The following is a 20,401-nucleotide window of genomic DNA, read 5'->3' on the forward strand; positions in this document are numbered from 1 at the left end:
CCCACCTTTTGGTTCAGCGTGCCGACTGCGCGACCCTTTCAACTTCTTCCTTCTTGGCGACGGAGAAGCTGTTCATGTCGTTCTTGGCGGCGAGTATGAGCTCGTCGGCCAAACACAGTTCGATGGGCTTTGTTGTCTTGAACGATGCCTGGATCGCTCCCTTGGAGATGTTCCTCAGGGCAATGTCCAGACGCCTTGAAGGTGCAATATCGACGGCCTTCGGGACGGATATTCCTCCGAACTGAAGCCGGGTGATCTCTTCCCGCGGTGCGGCGTTCTCCAATGCCTCGACGAGCACTTGGACCGGGTTCTTCTTGGTCCTCTCGGCGATGACGTCGAATGCGTCCTTGGTCACACGGTAGGCCTTCATCTTCTTGCCCGTGTAGACCTCGGTCCTCATCATGTTGTTGAGCAGGCGCTCCACGATGTTGACCTTGGACTTTCCGAACCAGCGGTTCGCGTGCCTCGCGTCGCTGTGCGGCAAAGATATCGGGCTAAGGTTGATGTACTTGGCCAATCCGCCGTCCTTTACGACGACGTCGGCCATTGCGAACTTTCCGAACAACAGGATGTTGTTGAATTGAAGGGTAGTCTCTTCTGCCAAAGAATTCACCTCACTGGCTTCTCTTTCCTGCCCCTAACCAGTTCGTTTAGGGACACGTTGTTCACCTGGATGACCTTGAACCTGACACCAGGAATATCACCGTATGAACGACCCATTCTGCCGCCGATGCCCTCTACCAGGACCTCGTCGTGCTCGTCAATGAAATTGATGGCGCCGTCGCCTACAGCGAAAGCGGTGATCTGCCTGCCGTTCTTGATCAGCTGTACCTTGACGCACTTTCTGATCCCGGAGTTCGGCTGCTTGGCTTCGATACCGACCTTTTCAAGTACGATGCCCCTGGCCTGGGATGCCCCTTCCAACGGGTCAGACTTCTCCTTGAGCTTGAGCATTCTCTTCTTATAAGAGCTGTCACTCCATCGGAACTTCTGCCTGTCTGATGAGAGCTTCCTGGCAGTGTATAATCCTCGTGCCAATATATTCACCTTCATTATCTGAAGCAGACTCCCAATACCGCATGTCGTATTTAAGAGTATAGGGTTTGCGAATGTGCCCTCTGGCTCTCGAATTTTGACGTATGGATGGCGAACCGTCTGCGATTTATGTTGAGCGATGGAAAGTACAACTCACTTATATCCCTTCCTATCATTTGCAAATATGTCGTAAGTCAGATTTTGGTCCTTCCCGGCGGTATGAAAAACATTGTTCGGACCAAACGGCATAGATTTATGAATCCGGGGGGCATTATGATTTCCAGGGATGGGACATGGTAGAGAAAGCGTGCGACCGCGCTGACCAGCTTCAGCGAGCTCAGACAATAATTGAATATGGGCTAGCGGTGGTCATACCTTCGTTCTTTGCCCTTATGCTATTCTCATATGTCCTGATGCAGGAGCTTTTCAACCTATTCTTCGTCCTGTCGATCTTGTCGGCTGCGGTATTGGTGATACCTGCCAAAATGGTCAGCGACCTGCACTTCCGATGCTGGTCCAAACACGTCATGCCGAAAAAGCTGGTCAATGGGATGCTCGGCATGATCTACATATCCGAGGTCTCGGTCTTCGCCGCCTCGCTGTTATCAATATATAAGGGACTCAACCCGGAGCAACCGCTCACCTTCGCCATAATCGGAGGCCTGATGATGGTCCTGATAGTCGTTCTCGCGTTCAACGACCGCTACGGAAAGACCCTGGCCGAAATGGACAAACGCTGCCTCCGGTTGACCTCGGACAAGGCCCGGGACAAGGTCATCAGCGTGCTCGGGACCTCGGGGACGGCCTTCGAGGTCACCACCACCAAGAACGGGTTCCTGCTCTCCACTAAGACCGATGCGATGAACATTCACATCAAACCGTTGGGGTCTCAATCCTCTGAGATAATCCTGGAAAGACAGGCCGGGGCCTCTGACGCGCTGGTCGAGGCTGTAAAGGCCGGCATCGTTGCCTGATCAGGGATTGCCTTTAGATTCTCCTTTGACCATCGCGGCGGCGATCAGATGGGCCATCCGGATCGGCTCCGGTATCGCGCCTTGGATAGTGCTCCCCCGCAGAAGTTCCTCCATCTCCGCAGAAGAAGCGCCGGTGATGGAAGCGAATATCGGACCGTGGCCAGTCTGAACCGGGACCGGTCTGTGCCTTTCCACGATCTCCATCCTTCGCTGCCAATCCGGAAAATGTTTCTGCAGCGCCCCCCTCATGGAGTCTATGTCCGGCCGGTCCCTGGTGACCGTGCAGAACGGGATGCCGGTGTCCTTTGATAGGCGATCGATGTCCACCACATTGAAGCCGCCCAGCGAGGTCCCGTCGATCATGACCATTCTGATCTGCTCCCGGTACCTCGACCTCAGGATCAGGTCGGTGATTACCTGGTCCGCATCGTCCCCGTCGACCGTGACCTCCGAGACGATCACCCCCTCAACATAACCCGGCAGACGGACGACCACGCCGACGATGGGCACCTTGCCGTCCCTGAAAGAGAAAGGTGCGTCATCGATCCCCAGGACGCGCACCTGCCGTTTCATCACATCAGCCCTAGATGCCCGGTCACCTTGTCGATCAGGTTGTCCGGAGCGGGTCCGATGCCCAGACAGGTGGTGGTGTTGGGCGGCAGCTCGGTCATGCCCGCGTCGACGATCAGCGAGGTCACCAGTCCGGCGGCCTCGGCCGCCGTCTTGATCTCATGGAGCTCCTGAAGGCTGTTCACCTTGACCACCGCCTTTTTCTGGCCTTCGTTGTACCAGGCGTCAAAATACATGGGGCTGCGTTTCTTGGCGATCAGCGCACAGTTAACGGCGGCGTGTGCCACCTGTGCCGCCATCTTGCCCGGGGACAGCTTCAGGTCCTTGCGCACGACTATGATCATTTTGTAATTGAAAGATGCCATCTGGATTCGCTGTATGATTTGCCCCGAGGGTAAAAAGCTTTCCTCGGGTCAGAGATCGCCGAAGGTCATCGGGAATGATTTGTACAGCTCCCGTTCCTGCAACTTTCTCATCTTCACGACCAGGGCCTTCAGCTCCTCGTCTGTGTAATGGAAGCACACATCCGCAGTGCATATGGGACATTGGTAATGCTCACCCTCCCGACATGCGTTCACCGGCACCGTGATCTTGATACCGCACTTCGGACAATCCAACAGAAGGCTTTCCTCTACCTCGGGCATCGGAACGGTCGAGTGTGCTTTCCGGTATTTCAGCATTGCCACGCATTGTTCCGGTTTCGGGTATTCTAGGGTTCGGTAGTGAATATTAATATCCTGCTCACATTGGGATGAATAATGTTCGAGATCACAAAAAGGGACGGACTGGCCAGGATCGGTAAACTCGAGACCGCCCACGGTATCCTGGAAACGCCCGCCTTGCTTCCGGTCATCAATCCCCGGCTGATCACCGTCTCGCCCAGGGAACTGTACGACGTGTTCGGTTTCCAGGGACTCATCACCAACTCGTACATCATTAGGAACGATCCAGTACTGAAGGAGAAGGCGCTTGACGGTAAGCTCCACGATCTCCTTGACTTCCCCGGGGTCATCATGACCGACAGCGGGACCTTCCAATCCCATATGTACGGTGAGGTCGACCTAAAGAACAGCGACATCGTCAATTTCCAGAAGGACATCGGAACGGACATCGGAACGGTCCTGGACATCTTCACCGAGCCGGAATGGACCAAGGAACAGACCGCGGCCGCGGTGGATGTGACCCTGGAGAGGACAGAGGAGGCCGCCGGCCTGAAGGGGAGCATGATGCTCGCCGGAGTGGTCCAAGGCTCCGTCTATCCCGACCTCAGAGAGCACTGCGCCCGGGAGATGGCCTCGATGCCGGTCGATGTCCACCCGGTGGGCGGCGTGGTACCGCTCATGGAACAATACCGGTTCGCAGATCTGGTGGATGTCATCGTCGCATCGAAGAAGGGACTCAACCCTTCCCGGCCAGTGCACCTGTTCGGAGCGGGACATCCGATGGTGTTCTCGCTCGCTGTCCTGCTCGGATGTGACATGTTCGATTCCGCATCGTACGCCAAGTTCGCCCGTGACGACCGTCTCATGACGGTGGAGGGTACCATGCACCTGGCCGACATGAAGGTGAACGACTGTGACTGCCCGGCGTGCGTGGGAAAGACCATCGAGCAGATCAAGGCCATGAAGCCGTCCGAAAGGCTGATGACGCTGGCCAGGCACAACCTGTACACATCGCTCACCGAGATCGAAAGATGCCGGCGCGCCATCCTGGAAGGGGACATCTGGGAGCTGGCCGAAAGACGCTGCCGTTCCCACCCGGCCCTGCTGGACGGACTCCGCCGGCTGCACGAGCATACCGAATACCTGGAGAGGTTCGAGCCGCTTTCCCGGGACCGTGCCATGTTCTACACCGGGCCGGAATCGCTGAACCGCCCGGCGATGCTGCGCTACGAGAGACGCATCTTCTCCCGCTACCGACAACCGGGCAATGAGATAATGGTCGGTTTCGCCGACAACAGCAAGCCCTATGGCCGGCAGTACTCGAACGAGATCGCCAGGATCTCCGAGACCTCAGACGCCCACTTCATGGTGGTCACCCCGTTCGGCCCGGTGCCGATCGAGCTCGACGAGATGTATCCCATCGCCCAGTCTCTTTTCCCGAGCACGAACGACCGGGAGACCCAGGAGCGGATAAAGGAGCTGATGGAAAGGCAGTCCCACCGCCAGACATACAAGCTCTCGCTCATGTACGACGGCGAACCGACCCTGGAGATGCTTTCCGAGATCGCCCAAGGGAAGACGACGTTCGACATTGACGCTTACCGGATCCGGGCGGTCGCTGACTACCAGTTCGGTGAGGGGGCGGCCGATGCCCTGTTCTCGGGCAAGGTCGATCTGGTCAAATCCAAGAACACGGACAAGATCCGCAACGTCATCGTCGATGGCGAGCACATCCTGTCGATGAGGGCGGAGGACGGGTTCTTCACCATGAGGCCAGGGGCAGGAAGGAGGCTTTTGAAGGCCTTCCCTTCGCCACGGCTCCGGGTGATGGTCCGGGATGATGCCATACCGTTCGTCAGGGAAGGCAAGAACGCTTTCTGCGGTTTCGTGACCGACGCCGACCCAGATATCCGCCCGATGGACGAGGTGATCGTCGTCGACCAGAACGACAGGATGCTGGCGATCGGAAGGGCGGTGCTCGTTCCGGATGAGATGAGGGCCATGTCCAAGGGCATTGCGGTGAAGGTGCGCGAAGGCGTGAAGGATTAGGTCATCACTTATTTCCAGCGCAGGTCATCTCCTCGGCCACCCTGATGCAGGCGAGCAGGTCCTCCAGGGTATGCAGCATGGACGGCATCGATCTCGCCTCGCAGACCAGACGCAGGGTCTTCCCGGAAATGGTGGCTTTGGCGTAGGGACCGTTATCCAGCTCGATCGCTTTCAGTATCGCTTTGGCCTGAGCCTCGCTCTCCAGGTCCATCTCGATCTCGCATTCAACGGACACGGGAGGTGATTGTGTGTTCGGGGTAATAAGCGGTTCGGATCGGTCTGGAATCGGTCTTGGACGCGTGCAGATGTAATGCTTATCTATGTTGGGGTCGACTATGTGCCATCAGAGCTTGAGGTGCACACATGGATGTTGTGAAAGCTATCGAGGAACGGCACAGCGTCAGAGGCTTCACGGCCGAGGACGTACCAAATGACATCATCGACGAGACGCTCCGGTTGGCCAACCTGGCACCCTCCGCAGGCAATCTGCAGGCCAGGGACTTCATCATCGTCAGGGATGGCGAGATGAAGAAGAAACTGTCCAAGGCCTCGTTCGGACAGCGGTTCGTGGAGGAAGCTCCGGTCGTCATCGTGGTCTGCACCAACATGAACCGCATCAAGAACTACGGTGAAAGAGGGGAGAGCCTGTACACCATCCAGGACACCGCCGCCTCCGTAATGAACATGATGCTATACCTGGTCAGCCAAGGATACGGCACATGCTGGGTGGGCGCCTTCGACGAAAAGGAGGTGGGGCGGCTGATGCAGCTGCCGGAATGCGCCAGGGCGGTGGCCATGGTCCCCATCGGCAGGCCCAAGGATTCCGGCCGGACCTCTCCGAGGATGGAGCAGGACACCATCGTGCACAGGGAGAAATGGTGAAGGAGACTTCTTCATGCCGAAGGTCCATAGGGTCCCATGGTCCAGATGATCGAAGGTTTCGAGCATGTAGCGCTGGAGGTCCAGAACGCCGAGAGATCGCTCAGGTTCTACACCGATGTCTTCGGCGCGGTGGAGACGAACCACTGGGAATCCAAAGTGCCGGGCATCCAGCGAATTGTTTTCCTCGATCTCGGAGGGGTGGTCATCGAGCTCATCGAGAGGGGCGGGGCCAAGGAACAGTTCCATGACCGCGGTGACGCCGGGATCAAGCACCTTTGCCTGAGGGTCAGGAACCTGGCCGCGGTGATGGCGATGGTGGAGAGGCTGGGCGCCAAGGTGGTCTCGGGGATCATGACCATCGACCGTTCCAAATACGAGCCCGTCCTGACCGACGGATCCATGGACCTGGACAGGGGATTCAAAAGGGCGGTAGTATCTGACCCTGACGGCATCCAAATAGAATTGATGGAGAAATGAGTGGTAGCCCCGTCCAGATTCGAACTGGAGTCGCTGGCTCCAAAGGCCGGCATGATTGACCGCTACACTACGGGGCTGTTCTGACCGCGATATTCGTTCCGCCTATATCTAGCTTAGTCGTCAGATCACGCGGGTCATATGCTGGCGGTTGGTGACGTGGCCACATGGTGATCGTCGAAAAATGAAGGTCGCCGGCAGGCCTTGCGCATTTGGCCGGCCGGTCGTTTTGGATGTGTAAAAAGGTTTAGCTCGCCTCGTCGTCTGCCGGCTCCTCGTCGTGGGCCTTCGCCGCGACCGCGATCGGGACCACCTCGATCTTCTTGTACAGCTCCTCCGGGCCGACCGCGGCTCCGCCCTTCACCAGAAGGTCGTTCTCGATTGAGATGCCGAACAGGTTCTCGTTCTCCTTCAGGTAGGGCAGGAGCAGTTCCCAATCCTTGTCGGAGAGCTTCGAGATGCGCCCGCCGTTGAGCTGGTCCGCGGTGACCTTGTTGCCAGGGTCGCGCACGTAGATCGCACCGCCGGACGCTAGGGAGAACAGGTTGCCTCCCGGGTATGGCTCTGCCAGATCGAACGCCTTGCCGTCCGCGTCGAATCCCAGTCCGTTCAGGACCACGAACCCTCCGCCGTTCAGCGGGTCGCCCGCCATGATCGACTCGGCCAGGTAGTCCAGGCATGTACCGTTGATGACCACCCGCGGCTTTCCCACGGCGTTGATCAACGGCCTTCCGGCGGCATTGCCGCGGATGTAGACATTGCCTCCCTTGGCCCCGTACATGAAGGTCTGTCCCACGTCCCCGTGGATGACGAACTTGCCCGAGGCCAGGATCTGTCCCAGCTGGTCCTGGCCGTTGCCATGGATGGTCACCTCGGCCCCGTCCAGACCGGATGCCAGGTAATCTCCGGAGCTTCCGTAGACGTCCAATGATATCCCAGCCGTGCGTGGCCCGAGGCCGCAGCCGAAGAACCTCTGTCCGGTCGTGCCGAACGTGATCATCTTCTTCCAGCCAAGTTCGGCGGCGCGGCATATGACGTGCGAAACGCCTTGCTCCCCTTCCATCGGGAATCCGGTGCAGTCAATGGCCAGCGCCCTCTGGCCGTTCGGGGCCACCAGCGATCGGTAGTTCTTAAGGTCGACCAGCGCGGCCGACGAGGACCGGTTCACCTCCACCCTCGGGGCCGATCGCAGCATCGATGCGATACCGTCGGTCAACAGGGTGGTGATCCTGGCCCGGCGCAGCTTGCCGGTCGGGTACCTGCGGTCGAGCGCCACCGTCATCAGGTCGATCCTCTTCTGGAACTCGTCCCCGTTCTCGGACAACCCTGAAAGCGATGATATGGCATCGATGATCTCCTCGGCGGATGCCGAGAGGACCGCCTGCTTCCAGGTCTGGAATCCCTGTTCCACCGTCCCGGAGAGCATCTTGTCGGCCAGTGCCGACCTTCTGCCCTTGGGCAATGGGTGTGCCATGATGGCGTCCTGGGCCCTGTCGAACTCCTTGCCCGGCACCGTCACGCGCGCCCCGAACTTGTTGTTGCAGGTGAGCTGGCGGCCCTTGCCCGGGACCTCCTTTCCGAGGTTGAAGATGAACGACCCGCCGTCGGTGTGGCTTCCCCCCCTGGCGTTCCAGTACATGTCCGCCTGCAGCGGCAGCGACTTGTAGACGCTGGCCAGACTGAGCAACGCGGAATCGATGGCCTGCTTCTCCGATGCTATCAGGCCGATCTGCAGGTCCCCCTCGACCAGCGCGAAGACCTGAGGCCTCAGCATCGAGGTGTCGGTTATTCCGATCAGCTGCAGTTTGTCATTGTAGTGGTCATTGCGGCTGATGATGAAGAACCAGGGGCCGTCCGGCGAGCGGTGCAGGTGGGTCGACTGGATCGCCCGGTAGATCTTCTGCTTCTCCGGCGACAGCTGGTGGAAGTCCCTTTCTGTGGTCGGCGCCAGCGCCTCTAGGATGTACTCGAGGGGGTAACCGTAGACCCTGTTGAGCAGGTCGAACAGCAGCACAGCGACCTCCGTATCGGTAAGGAACATCGGCTTGATGCCCTTCTGCCCCAGGTACTCGGTGATCGACACATAGTTGGCCAGGTCCCCATTGTGGACCAGGGCTTCGTCCAGACCCATGAACGGATGCGCTCCGCCGGGATGCCAGACGCGGCCCTTGGTGGGATATCTCTGGTGTCCGATCCAGATGTTTGCCTTGAAGGCCTCCATCCTGTAGTAGCGGATGACGTCCTCGGCGTAACCGACGATCTTCATGATCAGCATGTTCCGGCCCTGGGACATGACGAACGCCTGCATCGCGTTGTTCGCGTAGAACTTCTGGTTGATCTCGAAGCTGGTCTGGTTGACGTACTCGTCCTCTACCTGGCCCCGCGCGATCTCCTGAAGCTCGTTCTCGGCGATGAACCTGTCCAGCATGGCCGGCTTGGCCCGGCAGAAGTACCGGACCACCGTGGGCGGTCTCACTTCCAGCCTCGCCAGCAGGACCGGGTCGGTGCTGATGGGCACCACATGCGACGAACGCACATCGTACCTTTCCTGGATGAACTCCTTCTCCAGCTGGGCACGCACCTCGTCCTTGAGATATGCCACCTGGACCAGGTAGTGGCTCTCCAGCGTCTGCATGTCCACTCCCAGCTGTTCCGGGACCAGGCCGACCGCGGATATGCCGCCGCCCTTGCCGTTCCCACGGTTGTGCATCTGTTCCAGGGGCTGCAGTATGTGGCAGCCTTCCACCGGTTTCGAGGCCGCCAGTCCGACGACCCCGCACCCGCCCTCGGCCTCCTGGGGCAGGTACTTGAACGGGTCCTGGGTGATCTTCCTTCTTGATCTCAATATCTTGTCGGCGGAGTTCATCACAGCATCCTCCCGGGAGTTCCATTGTAGCGGAGCAGGTCCGTCCTGCCCCTCAGCTCGGCGATGTCCTTCATGTCCAGGCGGTGGAGCAGCTCCTTCCACTGCATCTGCCAGGACTGGTACAGGTTGCACAGCCTCTTGGCCTGCGACGGGATCTCGTTCTGCAGTTCCAGCTCCTTGTCGGTGGTGGCTATGCCCCTCGGACAGCCCCTGCCGCTCTCGCAGTTGGCGCACCGGACGCATCCCATGGCGACCATCTCCGCAGTGCCGATGACGACGCCGTCAGCGCCCAGACAGATCGCCTTGGCGATGTCCATGGCGGTCCTCATGCCACCGCTGCAGATCAGGGTCACGTCCTCCCGGATGCCTTCCTTCTCCAGGAAGCGGTGCACCTTCGGGATGGCGTACTCGATCGGCTGGGCGATGTTCTTCTTGGCGATCTCCGGCGCGGCGCCGGTGCCTCCGTATCCGCCGTCAAGGTGGACGATGTTGGCCCCGGCATAATAGCTGCCCACGGCGACCATCTCGACGTCGTTCGGCGTCGACACCTTGACCGACAGCAGCGCCTTCGGGTTCACCGCGTTGATCCAGTCGAGATGCTTCTTGTGGTCCTCGACCGAGTACACGCTGTGGAACGGGAACGGGGAGAACAGGCTGGTGTATGGCACCGCCTCCCTCATCTTGGCCACCTCCGGGGTGTTCTTCTCGTAAAGCAGATGGCCGCCCAGACCGGGCTTGGCACCCTGGGCATACTTGAACTCGACGATCCGGGCGCGTTTGATGGTCTCCTCGCGCACACCGAACAGTCCGGTGGCGATCTGGGTGATGACATGGTCCTTGTACGGTATGAGCATGTCCGGATAACCGCCCTCGCCAGTGCAGGTGAAGGTGTTCCATTTCGTGGCGGCTATCGCCTTTGCCAGCATCGTCCTCTTGCTGACCGAGCCGAAGGACATTCCACCGCCGTAGACCGGGATGTCGATCTTGACCCTCGGTCCGTACTTGCGGTGGTTCAGGTCGATCGCGGTGGATATCTCCTCCGGACGGAAGCTGCCCTTGGCGGCCGGGATCTGGATCGAGATGCGGTCGAAGCCCCCTCCGGAGTTGGCATGCTGGGCATAGTGGTCCAGCGGGAGCGGCTGGCCGGTCTCCGCCTGCTTCCAGGTGGCGATGATCATATCCGGGGTCCAGCGTGGGTCGCCCATGCTGGCGAACACCGGGTTCGGGGAGACCAACAATGATTGGGTCGGGCAGGCCTTGACGCAGTAGAATGTGTTCGACGAGCAGGTCGGGCCGATGCACTTGGCGTCCGCCGGCGGCAGCATCTTGACGTGACCCTCCACCCGTCGGTGAACGCCGTAGGGGCAGAGCGACTCGCACAGTCCGCAGTTGATGCAGCTGTCCGCCCTGGTGACCCGGTATCGGGCCATTCTCTTCAGCAGCATGGACGGAACGGCATTGAAGTCCTCATCGATGATCTCGGTTGACATTGCGCACATCTCAAGCACCTCCCTGTATGTTGGAGAACGCATCCCTCTCGGCATCCTCGTAGAATATGGCCCGGCCAGTCTCACCCCGCAGACGTCTGGCCTCCCTCACGCCCATGGCGCCCATGACCTCCAGCAACTGGTCCCTCCAGGCACCTACCATGTTGACCGTCCTCCAGTAAGCATAGTCCGTGGTGATCTTGCTTCCGTCCATCGGACAGACCGGACAGGAAGGTCCACCGTGGCATCCGAGCGCCACCTTCAATGCCTGCTCCAGCACTATCACGTCGGCACCGCATATCAGGCTCTTCGGCACATGTTCCGCAGCGGCCAGTCCGCCAGCCGCTATGATGCTGACAGACTCCCTGATCGACGCATTCGCCAATGCCTTGTTGATCGCCAGCAGCGAGTCCTTGGCCAGACGCTTCGTTCCCTTCTCTTGGCCCTGCTCGTCATAGAGCACATGGATGATGTCTATGCCGTCGGACACCAGATCCACGGCGACCTTTTCGACGCCTTCGGCCGCCTCCACCCGGGCGCCGAATATGGCATTCGGGAACCGGGCGCTGAGGGCCTTCAGGTCCTCCTTCCAGGCCGGAGACATCTCGAACTCTACGATGCTCGGCGAACTGACGGTCTCCACCGCCGTCTTTCCCGCGTAGAACACCGGCACCAGCGTTCGCATCGCGTCGGCCGGCAGCTCCGGCAGTTTCGATCCGGCCGGGAAGAACACATACGTTCCCAGAGTGGCCGCGGCCTTGATCAGTCCCTCGAACGGCGCCGCCCGCAGGTCCGCGGAGCGGCTCACGTCCATCATCATCGGCAGAGGCAGCTCGACGAACTTGGGCATCTCGGTGAGCAGGTCTCCCTTCTCATCGAACTCCAGATGGTCGACCCGCTTGCCCAGGTCGACGCTGGTCGATATGTATTCCCTGCCGTGGATGCCGTCCCTGGTGGGACGGACGATCTCAGACATGTCGGTCCACATGGAATCGTAGCCAGGTCCGACGTACATGCCCCGGTAGCCGGCACCGTACACCGGCAGCTTGCCGGTCTGGGACTCGTTCCAGATGGTGTTGACCCGGGTGGGTGTCCATACACCGCCGCCAAGGGAGAGGTATTCCTTCGAGTACTGCACGGTCAATGCCCTCTGAGGGCAGTTCTCGACGCAGCGTAGGCAGTTCTTGCACAGGTAGGCTTTCGGCTCGGCCATGACCCTCGGGTCCTTGGCGTCACGTTCGTGCACACCATAGATGCATTGATCGGCACATCGGCCGCAGTTCATGCAGCGGTCGTCCCGGACGACGGCGTTCTTGGCGAACGGCCTCTCCGGCAATGGCAGCTCCTTCTTGGGGAGGTGGTAGCGCTCGTACATCTCAGTTACCTCCTTCAAGGTTCTTGCTTGGCGAACCAAGCACCAGTCCGCGGTCGACCAATGCATCGTAGGCAGCGGAGTTCTCCGCCAGCTCGACGAACTTCTTAACCATCTCGGCGTTCTTGCCGTGCTGCTCGGCCAGGCGCCTTTCCATCTCCTCGTAGACCGGGATCAGGTGAAGCTTGGATTGGCATACCTGTTCACAGGCCTTGCACCTCATGCACAGGAAGGTGGCGTGCGCGTGCTCCTTGGTCACGGCACCATATGTCCCCATCTTTCTGGCGGTGAGCAATTTGCCCCTCGCTGTGACCCTCTCATCCTTGGTCAGCATGTAGGCCGGACACACACCAACGCACGCTCCGCACATGGCACATTCATCCGCTGTGTCCAACAGCAGGTCCTTTCCCTCGCGTTCCATCAGCTCCCCGGAAGCGATGACCTTGATCGCCGGGGCCGCGACCGGCGCCAGGCTGTTGACCATCCTGAGCACCGAGCCCAGCACGGCGGGGCTGAAGAGAGTGGCGGGCAATCCACCCATCCGGCCGCCCAACCGGGGGAACTTGCCACGGTTCATTATGTTGGACGGGTCGGTCTGTTGCTTGGCCTCTGTGAGCGCCTTCTTTTCCTCCGCATCGCCGTAGTCCACGAAAAGATGGTTCCATACGCCGAAGGAGTATGGAGTGGCCCCTTCGTCATACAGCGCCTTGCTGATCAGGAGGCCGCGGAACGAGTCCATGGTGTACTTCAGCTGCTTGGTCTGGTCGGTTATGTAGTAGCAAAGGAGCATGCCGTCCCCGTTGCTCAGGAAGTGTATCTCCATCATCGGCTCGAGACCATGCTGGTCACAGACCTGCAGCGCCCGGGCCACGATACTGGACACCTTCTCCTTGGGCGCGAGGACCTCGGAGCCCATCAGGCCCGGTCCGAGCTTGCGGAACTTCATGGGGAAGAACCTCTCGTTCCACATCAGGAACGAAAGGTAGGGCTGGGCCAGCTTGGCACCCTTGGGGATCTCGTTCGCCGCCGCATCCTTGTCATTCTCATAGGTGGCCATGATCCCGTGGGCTTCCAGGTAGTCGCCTCTGCCGAGCACCTGGTTCAGGCCCTTGAACTTGCCCGGGCTGAAATAGGTGAGGTCCATCGGCCTCTTCTCGGATGCGGCGAGCTTGCCCGCGTATGCTATCGCGCTCTCGTGGTCCGTGAAGAAGACCAGTCTGGGCGCCAGCGCCTTCGGCCTTTCCCGGACCTGCAGCGTGACCGATGCGATGACGGCCATTTGGCCTTCGCTGCCGAATACCGGATGGAACAGTGGATCCTTCGGTGTCAGCCGCTTGACCTCTCCGAGAGAGGTGACGACCTCGATCTCCTCTACCGATTCGATCAGGCGCCCAGCGGAAACGGTCCCCACTCCGATACCGCCGCAGGCGATCCAGCCGCCCACTGTAGAGAAGCGGCTGGAGGGACAGGATCTTACGCTCATCCCCTTCTTCTCCAGGAACCAGTCCAGGTCGGCCCAGCGTATTCCTGCCTCCACCTTGACCGTTCTCTTGACCGGGTCGTAGGAGATGACGTTATTGAGGGTGTTCATGTCCAGCATGATGCCGCCCTTGACCGGCATGGAACCGCCGAACGGCGAGGAACCTGCCCCCCTGACTATGACCGGGATCTTCTTGGAAGCGGCATAATTCAATACCGCCTGGATCGCTGCGAAGGAGAACGGCTGAACCAAGACATCTGGAACGGTGTCGAAAAGGGTCGACCGCAGCATGTCCGGTACGTCCGCCTGGTCCCTCGAATAGAGCGCGAGCGCCCCCCTGGAGGACGTTACCCTGAGGTCGGGAATGTTCAAGGCGGCGATGCCCTTGTAGATCTTCCCCTTTTGCGATTCCACCTCTTCAGGGAACAGGTCTTGGGCGGTCTGCTTTACCGTCCATGGATCGGTCTTCTTCTCAATCGCTGAGCCTTCGAGTGCAGTCGTTGAAGCGGCATTCATGCTAGATATCCCCTCTATACCATTTCGTCCTCGGAAAACTGTTGATCGCCATCGATGCAATGAACCATATCGCAGCATCCGCAAGGGTCGCATAGGGTCGGAGTTGAGGTAGAGAGCTGGACCTGAGTAGACTTGGTCCCCCTCTTCTCCGCATCCGCCATTTCATCACCTTGCAATGCGCCGATCATCCCGGGACCATCAATCCTTCGTCCTTCCCCCGCCCCAACAGGGTCCGAAGCGTTTGTATAGCACCACGGGTCGCGATATTAGGCCACAACAACGAATCAGGTCTTATAGCTTGTGCATATGTCTAATTCTTGCCCTTAAAATCATCCAAAAACTGATTATTGAACATAAAACATGACAATAATTAGACGAATGTCGGTTGAATTCAATATTCAAGTAGTCCCAATGACTAAAGAATACATGCCTTGTTGGACAGATATGTTCACAAATATCGAGATATGTTAGATATCTGTCCATTGAAGTCAATATTTATTGATCACAATCCAAGCCGGCAAACATAAGTTCGCTAGAGCTAATCGATACCTCAGGGATTGAAGAGATGAAAGGCAAAGTCGCATATGACAGTGTGCATGGTAATTCCAAGAAGGTCGCGGAATCGATCGCCAATGAGATCAAGAGCAATGGGCACGAGGTAGATCTCATCTCGGTCACCAAAGGTTGTGAGGCACCGAACCGTGGAGAGTTCTTGTTCATCGGTTCCCCGACCAGAATTGGCCGCATGACTGGGGACACTAGGGCCTTCCCCACGAACCTGGACGTCAACTATTGGAAGTCCCGCCCGATAGTTCCGTTCGACACGATAGGGCCGCTTTCAAAGGACCCGAAGAAAAGAATGGTTTGGATGGAGCGCGTCGATCAAGGCGACAAGAACGCTGGTTCCCACACACGAAAACTATACCAGGAAAGAGGAATGACCGCATGCGAGGTGACCCTCCATGCGGCCGTGATCGGATTCATTGGACCTCTCACCCCCGAGGCACTGGACATATCCAGGGAATACCCGAAGGGTTTCTTGAACCGGTTGAGATGAACCTTTCCGTTGATGCCGAACCGTGCAGAGCAAGGTCGGGGCGAACATGCACGATATGTTCGTGATCCATCAAAGACGAATTACGTGCCGGATATTGTTACCAGGCCGGTGCCCCTAGGCACCGCCGTCAGCCGTACTTGTGGACTATCGCGGCCCTGATCAGTCCCAGGTGCAGCGGCGATGGCTTGTTCGGCCTCGACTTGAACTCCGGGTGGAATTGGCACGCCACGAAATAAGGATGGTCTCCCTGGTACTCGCCGATCTCCATCTTCACGCCATCGGCGGACCTGCCAGTGAACTTCCAGCCGGCGGATTCCAGCTGTTCGATGAACTTCGGGTTCACCTCGTACCTGTGCCTGTGCCGCTCCATGATAAGTTCCTTACCGTACAGGTCGAACGCCTTGCCCTTAGTGACCATCACCGGCTGGGCCCCCAACCTCATGGTGGCCCCTTTCTTGATAACGTTCTTCTGTTCTGGAAGCAGGTCCACCACTGGATAGGCGTTGTCCTTGTCGAACTCGGTGGAGTTCGCTCCGGACATCCCGAGCAGGTCCCTCGCTATCTCCATGGTGGCTATCTGGAACCCGAGACAGACGCCGAGATATGGCACCTTGTTCTCGCGGGCGTATCTGGCCGCCATTATCTTGCCCTCGATCCCCCGGTTGCCAAATCCACCCGGTATTAGGATGGCATCGGCCTTCTTCAGTTCTTCCGTGATGCCGAACTGCTGCACCACTTCTGAATCAACGAAGATCAGCTCCACCTTCGTCCCCGCCTCGGCCCCGGCATGGTGGAACGCCTCGAAATGCGATATGTAGGAATCGGCCAGATGCGTGTATTTGCCGACGCAGGCCACCTTCACTGTCTTGTTCGGGTTCAGGATACGATGAGCGAAATCCTTCCATTCGGTCAGATCGAATCCTTTCGGTTCGAGCTTCAGCCGATGGAGCAGGAAATCGGTCAGACCCTGTTCCTCGAGGATCATGGGCACCTCATAGATCGAGCTCGCGTCCGGACAGGAGACGACCGCCTCCACTGGAACATCGCAGAAAAGGGATATCTTCCGTTTGATCGACTCCTCCAAGGGTTCCTTGGCCCGGCAGACAATGACGTCCGGCTGGATACCTATGGCCCGGAGCTCTTTGACGGAGTGCTGTGTCGGCTTCGTCTTCTGCTCTCCCACCACTCCCATGATGGGGACCAGGGTGGTATGGACGTAGATGCAGTGCTCTCCCTTTCCCAGGTCGGCGTTCAGCTCACGGACCGCCTCCAGGAAGGGCATGGACTCGATGTCGCCTACGGTGCCTCCCAGCTCGACGATGCACACGTCCGCGCCGGTCGCCTCGGAGACGATTGTGATCTGGTTCTTGATCTCGTTTGTTATATGAGGTATGATCTGCACGGTCTTGCCCAGATATTCGCCGCACCGCTCCTTGTCGATGACCATGCGATAGATCTTACCGGTGGTGATGTTGTGATTATTGGTGAGGCTTATGTCCAGGAACCTTTCGTAGTTGCCGAGGTCTAGGTCCACCTCTCCGCCGTCATCGAGCACGAATACCTCGCCATGCTCGAACGGGTTCATGGTACCAGCATCAACATTCAGGTAAGGGTCGATCTTGATAGCAGTGACCTTTAACCCGCGGGACTTGAACAATCGGCCGATCGATGACGCAGTTATCCCTTTGCCGAGCCCGGAAATAACCCCACCAGTAACAAAAATGTATTTCATTAATTCACGGGAAATGACCATAATCCAGATGCGTATTTATTGTTTGTCTTTATTAACAAAAAAATCGATGGCGATGAACCTGATCATTGTAGAAATGATAAATAATAATGGAATGACGATCGATGTTTGTTTTAGTGCCTGGTAACCCTGCGGGAATTGGTCGGGGAAAACACTCGATTGCTCTCGTGCTTCCCCTTGCGTAGGAGGTGATCCATCTGCAGGTTCCCCTACAGATACCTTGTTACGACTTAACCCTCCTTGCTGAATCTCAGTTCGAAAACCCCAAAACGAGATATCCTTACTGAAACCCAACTCGGGTGGTTTGACGGGCGGTGTGTGCAAGGAGCAGGGGCATATTCACCGCGTAATGTTGATACGCGATTACTACGGAATCCAGCTTCACGAGGGCGAGTTACAGCCCTCGATCCGAACTACGAACGGGTTTCGGGATTGCCGTCACCTTTCGATGTAGGAACCCATTGTCCCGTCCTTTGTAGCGCGCGTGTAGCCCAGGAGATTCGGGGCATACGGACCTACCGTTGACCTCTCCTTCCTCTGTCTTAGCGACAGCGGTCCCAATAATGTGCGCGCCTTCCAGAGAAAACGCTAGCAATTATTAGTGAGGGTCTCGTTCGTTATCTCACTTAAGAGAACGCTTTACAGTACGAACTGACGACGGCCATGCACCACCTCTCGAAAAATCAGGCAAGGTCATCAGCCTGGCCTTCATGTAATCGTCGCTCCTGGTGAGTTGTCCGGCGTTGAATCCAATTGAACCGCACGCTCCTCCCGTTGCGGTGCTCCCCCGCCAATTCCTTTAAGTTTCATCCTTGCGGACGTACTCCCCAAGCAGCAGGCTTAACAACTTCTCTCCGGCACTGGGCGCCCACTAAGGACCCCCAACACCAAGCCCGCAGCGTTTACACCCTGGACTACCGGGGTATCTAATCCCGTTTGCGCCCCAGGGCTTCGTTCCTCACCGTCGAATTCGTTCTAGTCAGACGCCTTCGCCACCGGTGGTCCTTCTAGGATTACAGGATTTTACCCCTACCCCAGAAGTACCTCTGACCTCTCCCGATCCCAAGTCTTGCAGTCTCCCCGGACTTCGGACAGTTAAGCTGGCCGATTTACCCAAGGATTTACAAGACCGGCTACGAACGTTTTAGGCTCAATAATATCGACCACCACTCGGGCCGCGGGTATTACCGCGGCGGCTGGCACCCGTCTTACCCGGCCCTTACTTCTCTTGTTTTTTAGACAAAAGAACAGCTAACACAAAAAGTGCTAGCACTTGGAATTCCCTCATCGGGGTTGCCCCCATTGTGAAGTTTTCGCGACTGCTGCGCCCCGTAGGGCCTGGACTCATGTCTCAGAGTCCATCTCTGGGCTTCCTCTCTCAAGGCCCATACGCGTCATCGGCTAGTGGGTCCGTTACACCCACTACAACCTGATACGCCGCAGACCAATCCTAAGGCACCGGAGTTTTCGACCTAAAAGCATTCCAGCATTCTAGATCTATGGAGTATTATTCTCAGTTTCCCGAGATTATCCTCCACCTTAGGGCATGTTATCCGCGTGTTACTGAGCGGTCCGCCGAGTCCTTACGACTCTCGACTCGCATGTCTTAATCGAATTCCAATAGCGGTGGCCGCCGGCAGGATCAACCGGAATCGATCCTATGCTTAATCCATTGAATTACTGCTAAGGATTTAACACGAAATTGGCAGGATTACCAAGTTTCACCAGCGATACCACTTCAATATTAGTGATATTCGCCATCGATCGTCAGAACCAAGAGAGCACGTCATTCTTGACGGAGATCTCAGTTCTCCATTATCGCTCACAGCTCTATATTGTTATACAGGTCATTCGACCCATATAGCTCTTTTTATGCTGTGTCTCAGCGTAGAATCCCCTTAACTTCGGTCACATATATAACCGTTTGCTTTAAGGGCTTCTTTCGCCTTTTCCTTGCCTTTCATGGCAAGGTAGCCCCTCACCACGGTTTTGATATATAAACCTTTTCCAGAGGGACTTTTGGCTTTTTACGGTGCAATCCGACCCCATGGATGGGGCCGATTTCATCGTATTACTCGCTAAGACCTCATCATACATAAACTCTACGGAGCACCTCGGTGTCGTGTAGGCAACATTTTACCCGAATTTGGAGGAGATCTTCAGGTGGAATAGTCAGCCTTAGAGCATGAAATAAGGGATACAATAGTATACCAATAGCTACAAATTGGTTAGGCGGACTCCGACCAAATCCAGCCAGATACCACCACCTGCATCGGCAGATATGAATGGAGATAAAAACCTTTAAGAACGATACGGACTTTCTCAGAACCCTCAAGCGGAGATGGCCCAGCTCGGTAAGGCGATGGATTGCTAATCCATTGTCCGAAAGGACTCGGGGGTTCAAATCCCCCTCTTCGCGCTCAAATTTTCTATCCATCAGATGATTGTTTCACCATCAATCATATGTTTTGCACCGGGAGACCCATCCCAGTAAGTGAGGGGGTGTCTGACTTCCTTCGCCGTTCAAGGGTGCCATGGTCTGGCCCTGTTCCACTGGTCTTCGAATAGATCGCTTGCCCATTTCATTGATTCTGAATCTTTTCCTTCCAAGACTTTGTAATCCATCTTTCCGTCCAACTTCGGTAATGAGATCCCTACTATCTTTTCGGTCAGAACTATTATGGCGCAAATTCTGGGAATGACCCTTCTCTCCCATGATCGCGTGACAATGGGTTCTTCTTCTATGGTCTCAATCATGTTTCCCTGCAACAAGGACCTGACCTTAACACCATCCAACGACTTCTGTCTGAGTATCTGGCCATTGTGCTCCATATGCTGTTCGGCCATCACATCGATCCGCTTCTCAGAGTCCCTGAGGACCAGGGTGGCAGTGTTTATGTTGACGACTGCCTCGGAGCGCAAGACGGTCTTCGAGAGCTCTCCAAATCGGATGCGGAACTGAGGAGGGATGAGCGACGTATCATGGTCCAAGAAATACTCCCTGTGCTTGGAAAGGAAGTCCATTGTTGCCGAGGACTCCATGACAAGCCTGGAATAGGGTGTCGAGCAGAATTTGCCTTCGACCGTCTTTTCCAGGAGGCCGGCCTCCGTCAGCTTCTGCAGCTGCCTAAAAGCCTCGGTAGGGGCGATATCCAGCTTCTTCGCGACCTCGTTCAGTTTCAGATGCTGTGTCTGAAGCTCCTCGATTATCCTGCGCCGGTCCGCGT

17 protein-coding genes, 2 tRNA genes and 1 rRNA gene are annotated in these 20,401 nt (G+C 57.3%); 6 read left to right on the plus strand and 14 right to left on the minus strand.

Annotation, left to right across the window (positions count from 1 at the left end; translation table 11 throughout):
* Positions 1 to 13: 13 nt before the first annotated feature.
* Both VGK23_02680 and VGK23_02685 read right to left on the minus strand, forming a co-directional pair.
* A complete protein-coding gene (locus tag VGK23_02680; GenBank protein ID HEY3419435.1) occupies positions 14 to 613 on the minus strand; it encodes a 30S ribosomal protein S7 in 600 nt (199 codons plus the stop codon).
* Positions 610 to 1,038, minus strand: a complete 429-nt coding sequence (locus VGK23_02685) for a 30S ribosomal protein S12 (GenBank protein ID HEY3419436.1) — start codon at positions 1,036 to 1,038, stop codon at positions 610 to 612. The genes VGK23_02680 and VGK23_02685 overlap by 4 nt, the downstream gene beginning before the upstream one ends.
* Positions 1,039 to 1,328: 290 nt before the next feature.
* Between VGK23_02685 and VGK23_02690 the strand changes: the two genes are divergently transcribed.
* Positions 1,329 to 2,009 carry a hypothetical protein gene (locus VGK23_02690; protein ID HEY3419437.1) on the plus strand — a complete coding sequence of 227 codons (681 nt, stop codon included), beginning with the start codon at positions 1,329 to 1,331 and terminating at the stop codon, positions 2,007 to 2,009.
* Here VGK23_02690 and VGK23_02695 read toward each other — a convergent pair whose 3' ends face one another.
* From VGK23_02695 to VGK23_02705, 3 genes are read right to left on the minus strand one after another with little or no spacing between them, the layout of a single operon-like run.
* Positions 2,010 to 2,582 (minus strand): DUF99 family protein, encoded by a 573-nt coding sequence (locus VGK23_02695; GenBank protein ID HEY3419438.1) that lies wholly within the window; start codon positions 2,580 to 2,582, stop codon positions 2,010 to 2,012.
* On the minus strand, positions 2,582 to 2,944 hold the full coding sequence (gene pth2, locus VGK23_02700; GenBank protein ID HEY3419439.1) for a peptidyl-tRNA hydrolase Pth2: 363 nt from the start codon (positions 2,942 to 2,944) through the stop codon (positions 2,582 to 2,584). The genes VGK23_02695 and pth2 overlap by 1 nt, the downstream gene beginning before the upstream one ends.
* A 48-nt stretch (positions 2,945 to 2,992) precedes the next feature.
* Positions 2,993 to 3,223 (minus strand): hypothetical protein, encoded by a 231-nt coding sequence (locus VGK23_02705; GenBank protein ID HEY3419440.1) that lies wholly within the window; start codon positions 3,221 to 3,223, stop codon positions 2,993 to 2,995.
* Between the two features lie 114 nt (positions 3,224 to 3,337).
* On the opposite strand from VGK23_02705, the gene tgtA reads away from it, so the two are divergent.
* Positions 3,338 to 5,290 (plus strand): tRNA guanosine(15) transglycosylase TgtA, encoded by a 1,953-nt coding sequence (tgtA, locus tag VGK23_02710; protein HEY3419441.1) that lies wholly within the window; start codon positions 3,338 to 3,340, stop codon positions 5,288 to 5,290.
* Positions 5,291 to 5,294: 4 nt separating this feature from the next.
* Here tgtA and VGK23_02715 read toward each other — a convergent pair whose 3' ends face one another.
* Positions 5,295 to 5,525 carry a KEOPS complex subunit Pcc1 gene (locus VGK23_02715; protein ID HEY3419442.1) on the minus strand — a complete coding sequence of 77 codons (231 nt, stop codon included), beginning with the start codon at positions 5,523 to 5,525 and terminating at the stop codon, positions 5,295 to 5,297.
* 128 nt (positions 5,526 to 5,653) lie between these two features.
* On the opposite strand from VGK23_02715, the gene VGK23_02720 reads away from it, so the two are divergent.
* Positions 5,654 to 6,172 carry a nitroreductase family protein gene (locus tag VGK23_02720; GenBank protein HEY3419443.1) on the plus strand — a complete coding sequence of 173 codons (519 nt, stop codon included), beginning with the start codon at positions 5,654 to 5,656 and terminating at the stop codon, positions 6,170 to 6,172.
* 36 nt (positions 6,173 to 6,208) lie between these two features.
* Positions 6,209 to 6,649: a VOC family protein gene (locus VGK23_02725; protein ID HEY3419444.1), complete on the plus strand. Its 441-nt coding sequence runs from the start codon at positions 6,209 to 6,211 to the stop codon at positions 6,647 to 6,649.
* A 1-nt stretch (position 6,650) separates the two neighbouring features.
* Here VGK23_02725 and VGK23_02730 read toward each other — a convergent pair.
* The 5 genes from VGK23_02730 to VGK23_02750 form a co-directional block, all read right to left on the minus strand.
* Positions 6,651 to 6,726 (minus strand) — tRNA-Gln (locus tag VGK23_02730).
* Positions 6,727 to 6,893: 167 nt separating this feature from the next.
* Positions 6,894 to 9,512 (minus strand): hypothetical protein, encoded by a 2,619-nt coding sequence (locus VGK23_02735; protein HEY3419445.1) that lies wholly within the window; start codon positions 9,510 to 9,512, stop codon positions 6,894 to 6,896.
* Positions 9,512 to 11,011: an FMN-binding glutamate synthase family protein gene (locus VGK23_02740; GenBank protein HEY3419446.1), complete on the minus strand. Its 1,500-nt coding sequence runs from the start codon at positions 11,009 to 11,011 to the stop codon at positions 9,512 to 9,514. Before VGK23_02740 ends, VGK23_02735 begins: the two co-directional genes overlap by 1 nt.
* A 1-nt stretch (position 11,012) precedes the next feature.
* Complete coding sequence (locus VGK23_02745) at positions 11,013 to 12,374, minus strand: 4Fe-4S dicluster domain-containing protein (GenBank protein HEY3419447.1); 1,362 nt, start codon at positions 12,372 to 12,374, stop codon at positions 11,013 to 11,015.
* Position 12,375: 1 nt separating this feature from the next.
* Positions 12,376 to 14,367 (minus strand): FAD-binding protein, encoded by a 1,992-nt coding sequence (locus tag VGK23_02750; protein ID HEY3419448.1) that lies wholly within the window; start codon positions 14,365 to 14,367, stop codon positions 12,376 to 12,378.
* Positions 14,368 to 14,932: 565 nt separating this feature from the next.
* Between VGK23_02750 and VGK23_02755 the strand changes: the two genes are divergently transcribed.
* Entirely contained in the window at positions 14,933 to 15,424 is a 492-nt protein-coding gene (locus VGK23_02755; protein ID HEY3419449.1) for a flavodoxin domain-containing protein, read from the plus strand.
* Positions 15,425 to 15,551: 127 nt separating this feature from the next.
* On the opposite strand, the gene pyrG is transcribed toward VGK23_02755, so the two are convergent.
* Positions 15,552 to 17,156 (minus strand): CTP synthase (glutamine hydrolyzing), encoded by a 1,605-nt coding sequence (pyrG, locus tag VGK23_02760; GenBank protein ID HEY3419450.1) that lies wholly within the window; start codon positions 17,154 to 17,156, stop codon positions 15,552 to 15,554.
* 201 nt (positions 17,157 to 17,357) lie between these two features.
* Positions 17,358 to 18,827 (minus strand): 16S ribosomal RNA (locus VGK23_02765).
* Positions 18,828 to 19,509: 682 nt separating this feature from the next.
* Between VGK23_02765 and VGK23_02770 the strand changes: the two genes are divergently transcribed.
* Positions 19,510 to 19,593, plus strand: a tRNA-Ser gene (locus tag VGK23_02770).
* Positions 19,594 to 19,697: 104 nt separating this feature from the next.
* On the opposite strand, the gene VGK23_02775 is transcribed toward VGK23_02770, so the two are convergent.
* A partial coding sequence (locus VGK23_02775) for a transcriptional regulator FilR1 domain-containing protein (GenBank protein ID HEY3419451.1) occupies positions 19,698 to 20,401 on the minus strand: 704 nt, incomplete at its 5' end.

It is taken from the genome of Methanomassiliicoccales archaeon, from assembly GCA_036504055.1.
Taxonomy (GTDB): domain Archaea; phylum Thermoplasmatota; class Thermoplasmata; order Methanomassiliicoccales; family UBA472; genus DASXVU01.

Coding starts and splice junctions, on each gene's coding strand:
- VGK23_02690 (HEY3419437.1), top strand. CDS start 1,329: ATGGTAGAGAAAGCGTGCGACCGCGCTGACCAGCTTCAGCGAGCTCAG.
- VGK23_02695 (HEY3419438.1), bottom strand. CDS start 2,582: ATGAAACGGCAGGTGCGCGTCCTGGGGATCGATGACGCACCTTTCTCT.
- pth2 (HEY3419439.1), bottom strand. CDS start 2,944: ATGGCATCTTTCAATTACAAAATGATCATAGTCGTGCGCAAGGACCTG.
- VGK23_02705 (HEY3419440.1), bottom strand. CDS start 3,223: ATGCCCGAGGTAGAGGAAAGCCTTCTGTTGGATTGTCCGAAGTGCGGT.
- tgtA (HEY3419441.1), top strand. CDS start 3,338: ATGTTCGAGATCACAAAAAGGGACGGACTGGCCAGGATCGGTAAACTC.
- VGK23_02720 (HEY3419443.1), top strand. CDS start 5,654: ATGGATGTTGTGAAAGCTATCGAGGAACGGCACAGCGTCAGAGGCTTC.
- VGK23_02725 (HEY3419444.1), top strand. CDS start 6,209: ATGGTCCAGATGATCGAAGGTTTCGAGCATGTAGCGCTGGAGGTCCAG.
- VGK23_02735 (HEY3419445.1), bottom strand. CDS start 9,512: ATGAACTCCGCCGACAAGATATTGAGATCAAGAAGGAAGATCACCCAG.
- VGK23_02740 (HEY3419446.1), bottom strand. CDS start 11,011: ATGTGCGCAATGTCAACCGAGATCATCGATGAGGACTTCAATGCCGTT.
- VGK23_02745 (HEY3419447.1), bottom strand. CDS start 12,374: ATGTACGAGCGCTACCACCTCCCCAAGAAGGAGCTGCCATTGCCGGAG.
- VGK23_02750 (HEY3419448.1), bottom strand. CDS start 14,367: ATGAATGCCGCTTCAACGACTGCACTCGAAGGCTCAGCGATTGAGAAG.
- VGK23_02755 (HEY3419449.1), top strand. CDS start 14,933: ATGAAAGGCAAAGTCGCATATGACAGTGTGCATGGTAATTCCAAGAAG.
- pyrG (HEY3419450.1), bottom strand. CDS start 17,156: ATGAAATACATTTTTGTTACTGGTGGGGTTATTTCCGGGCTCGGCAAA.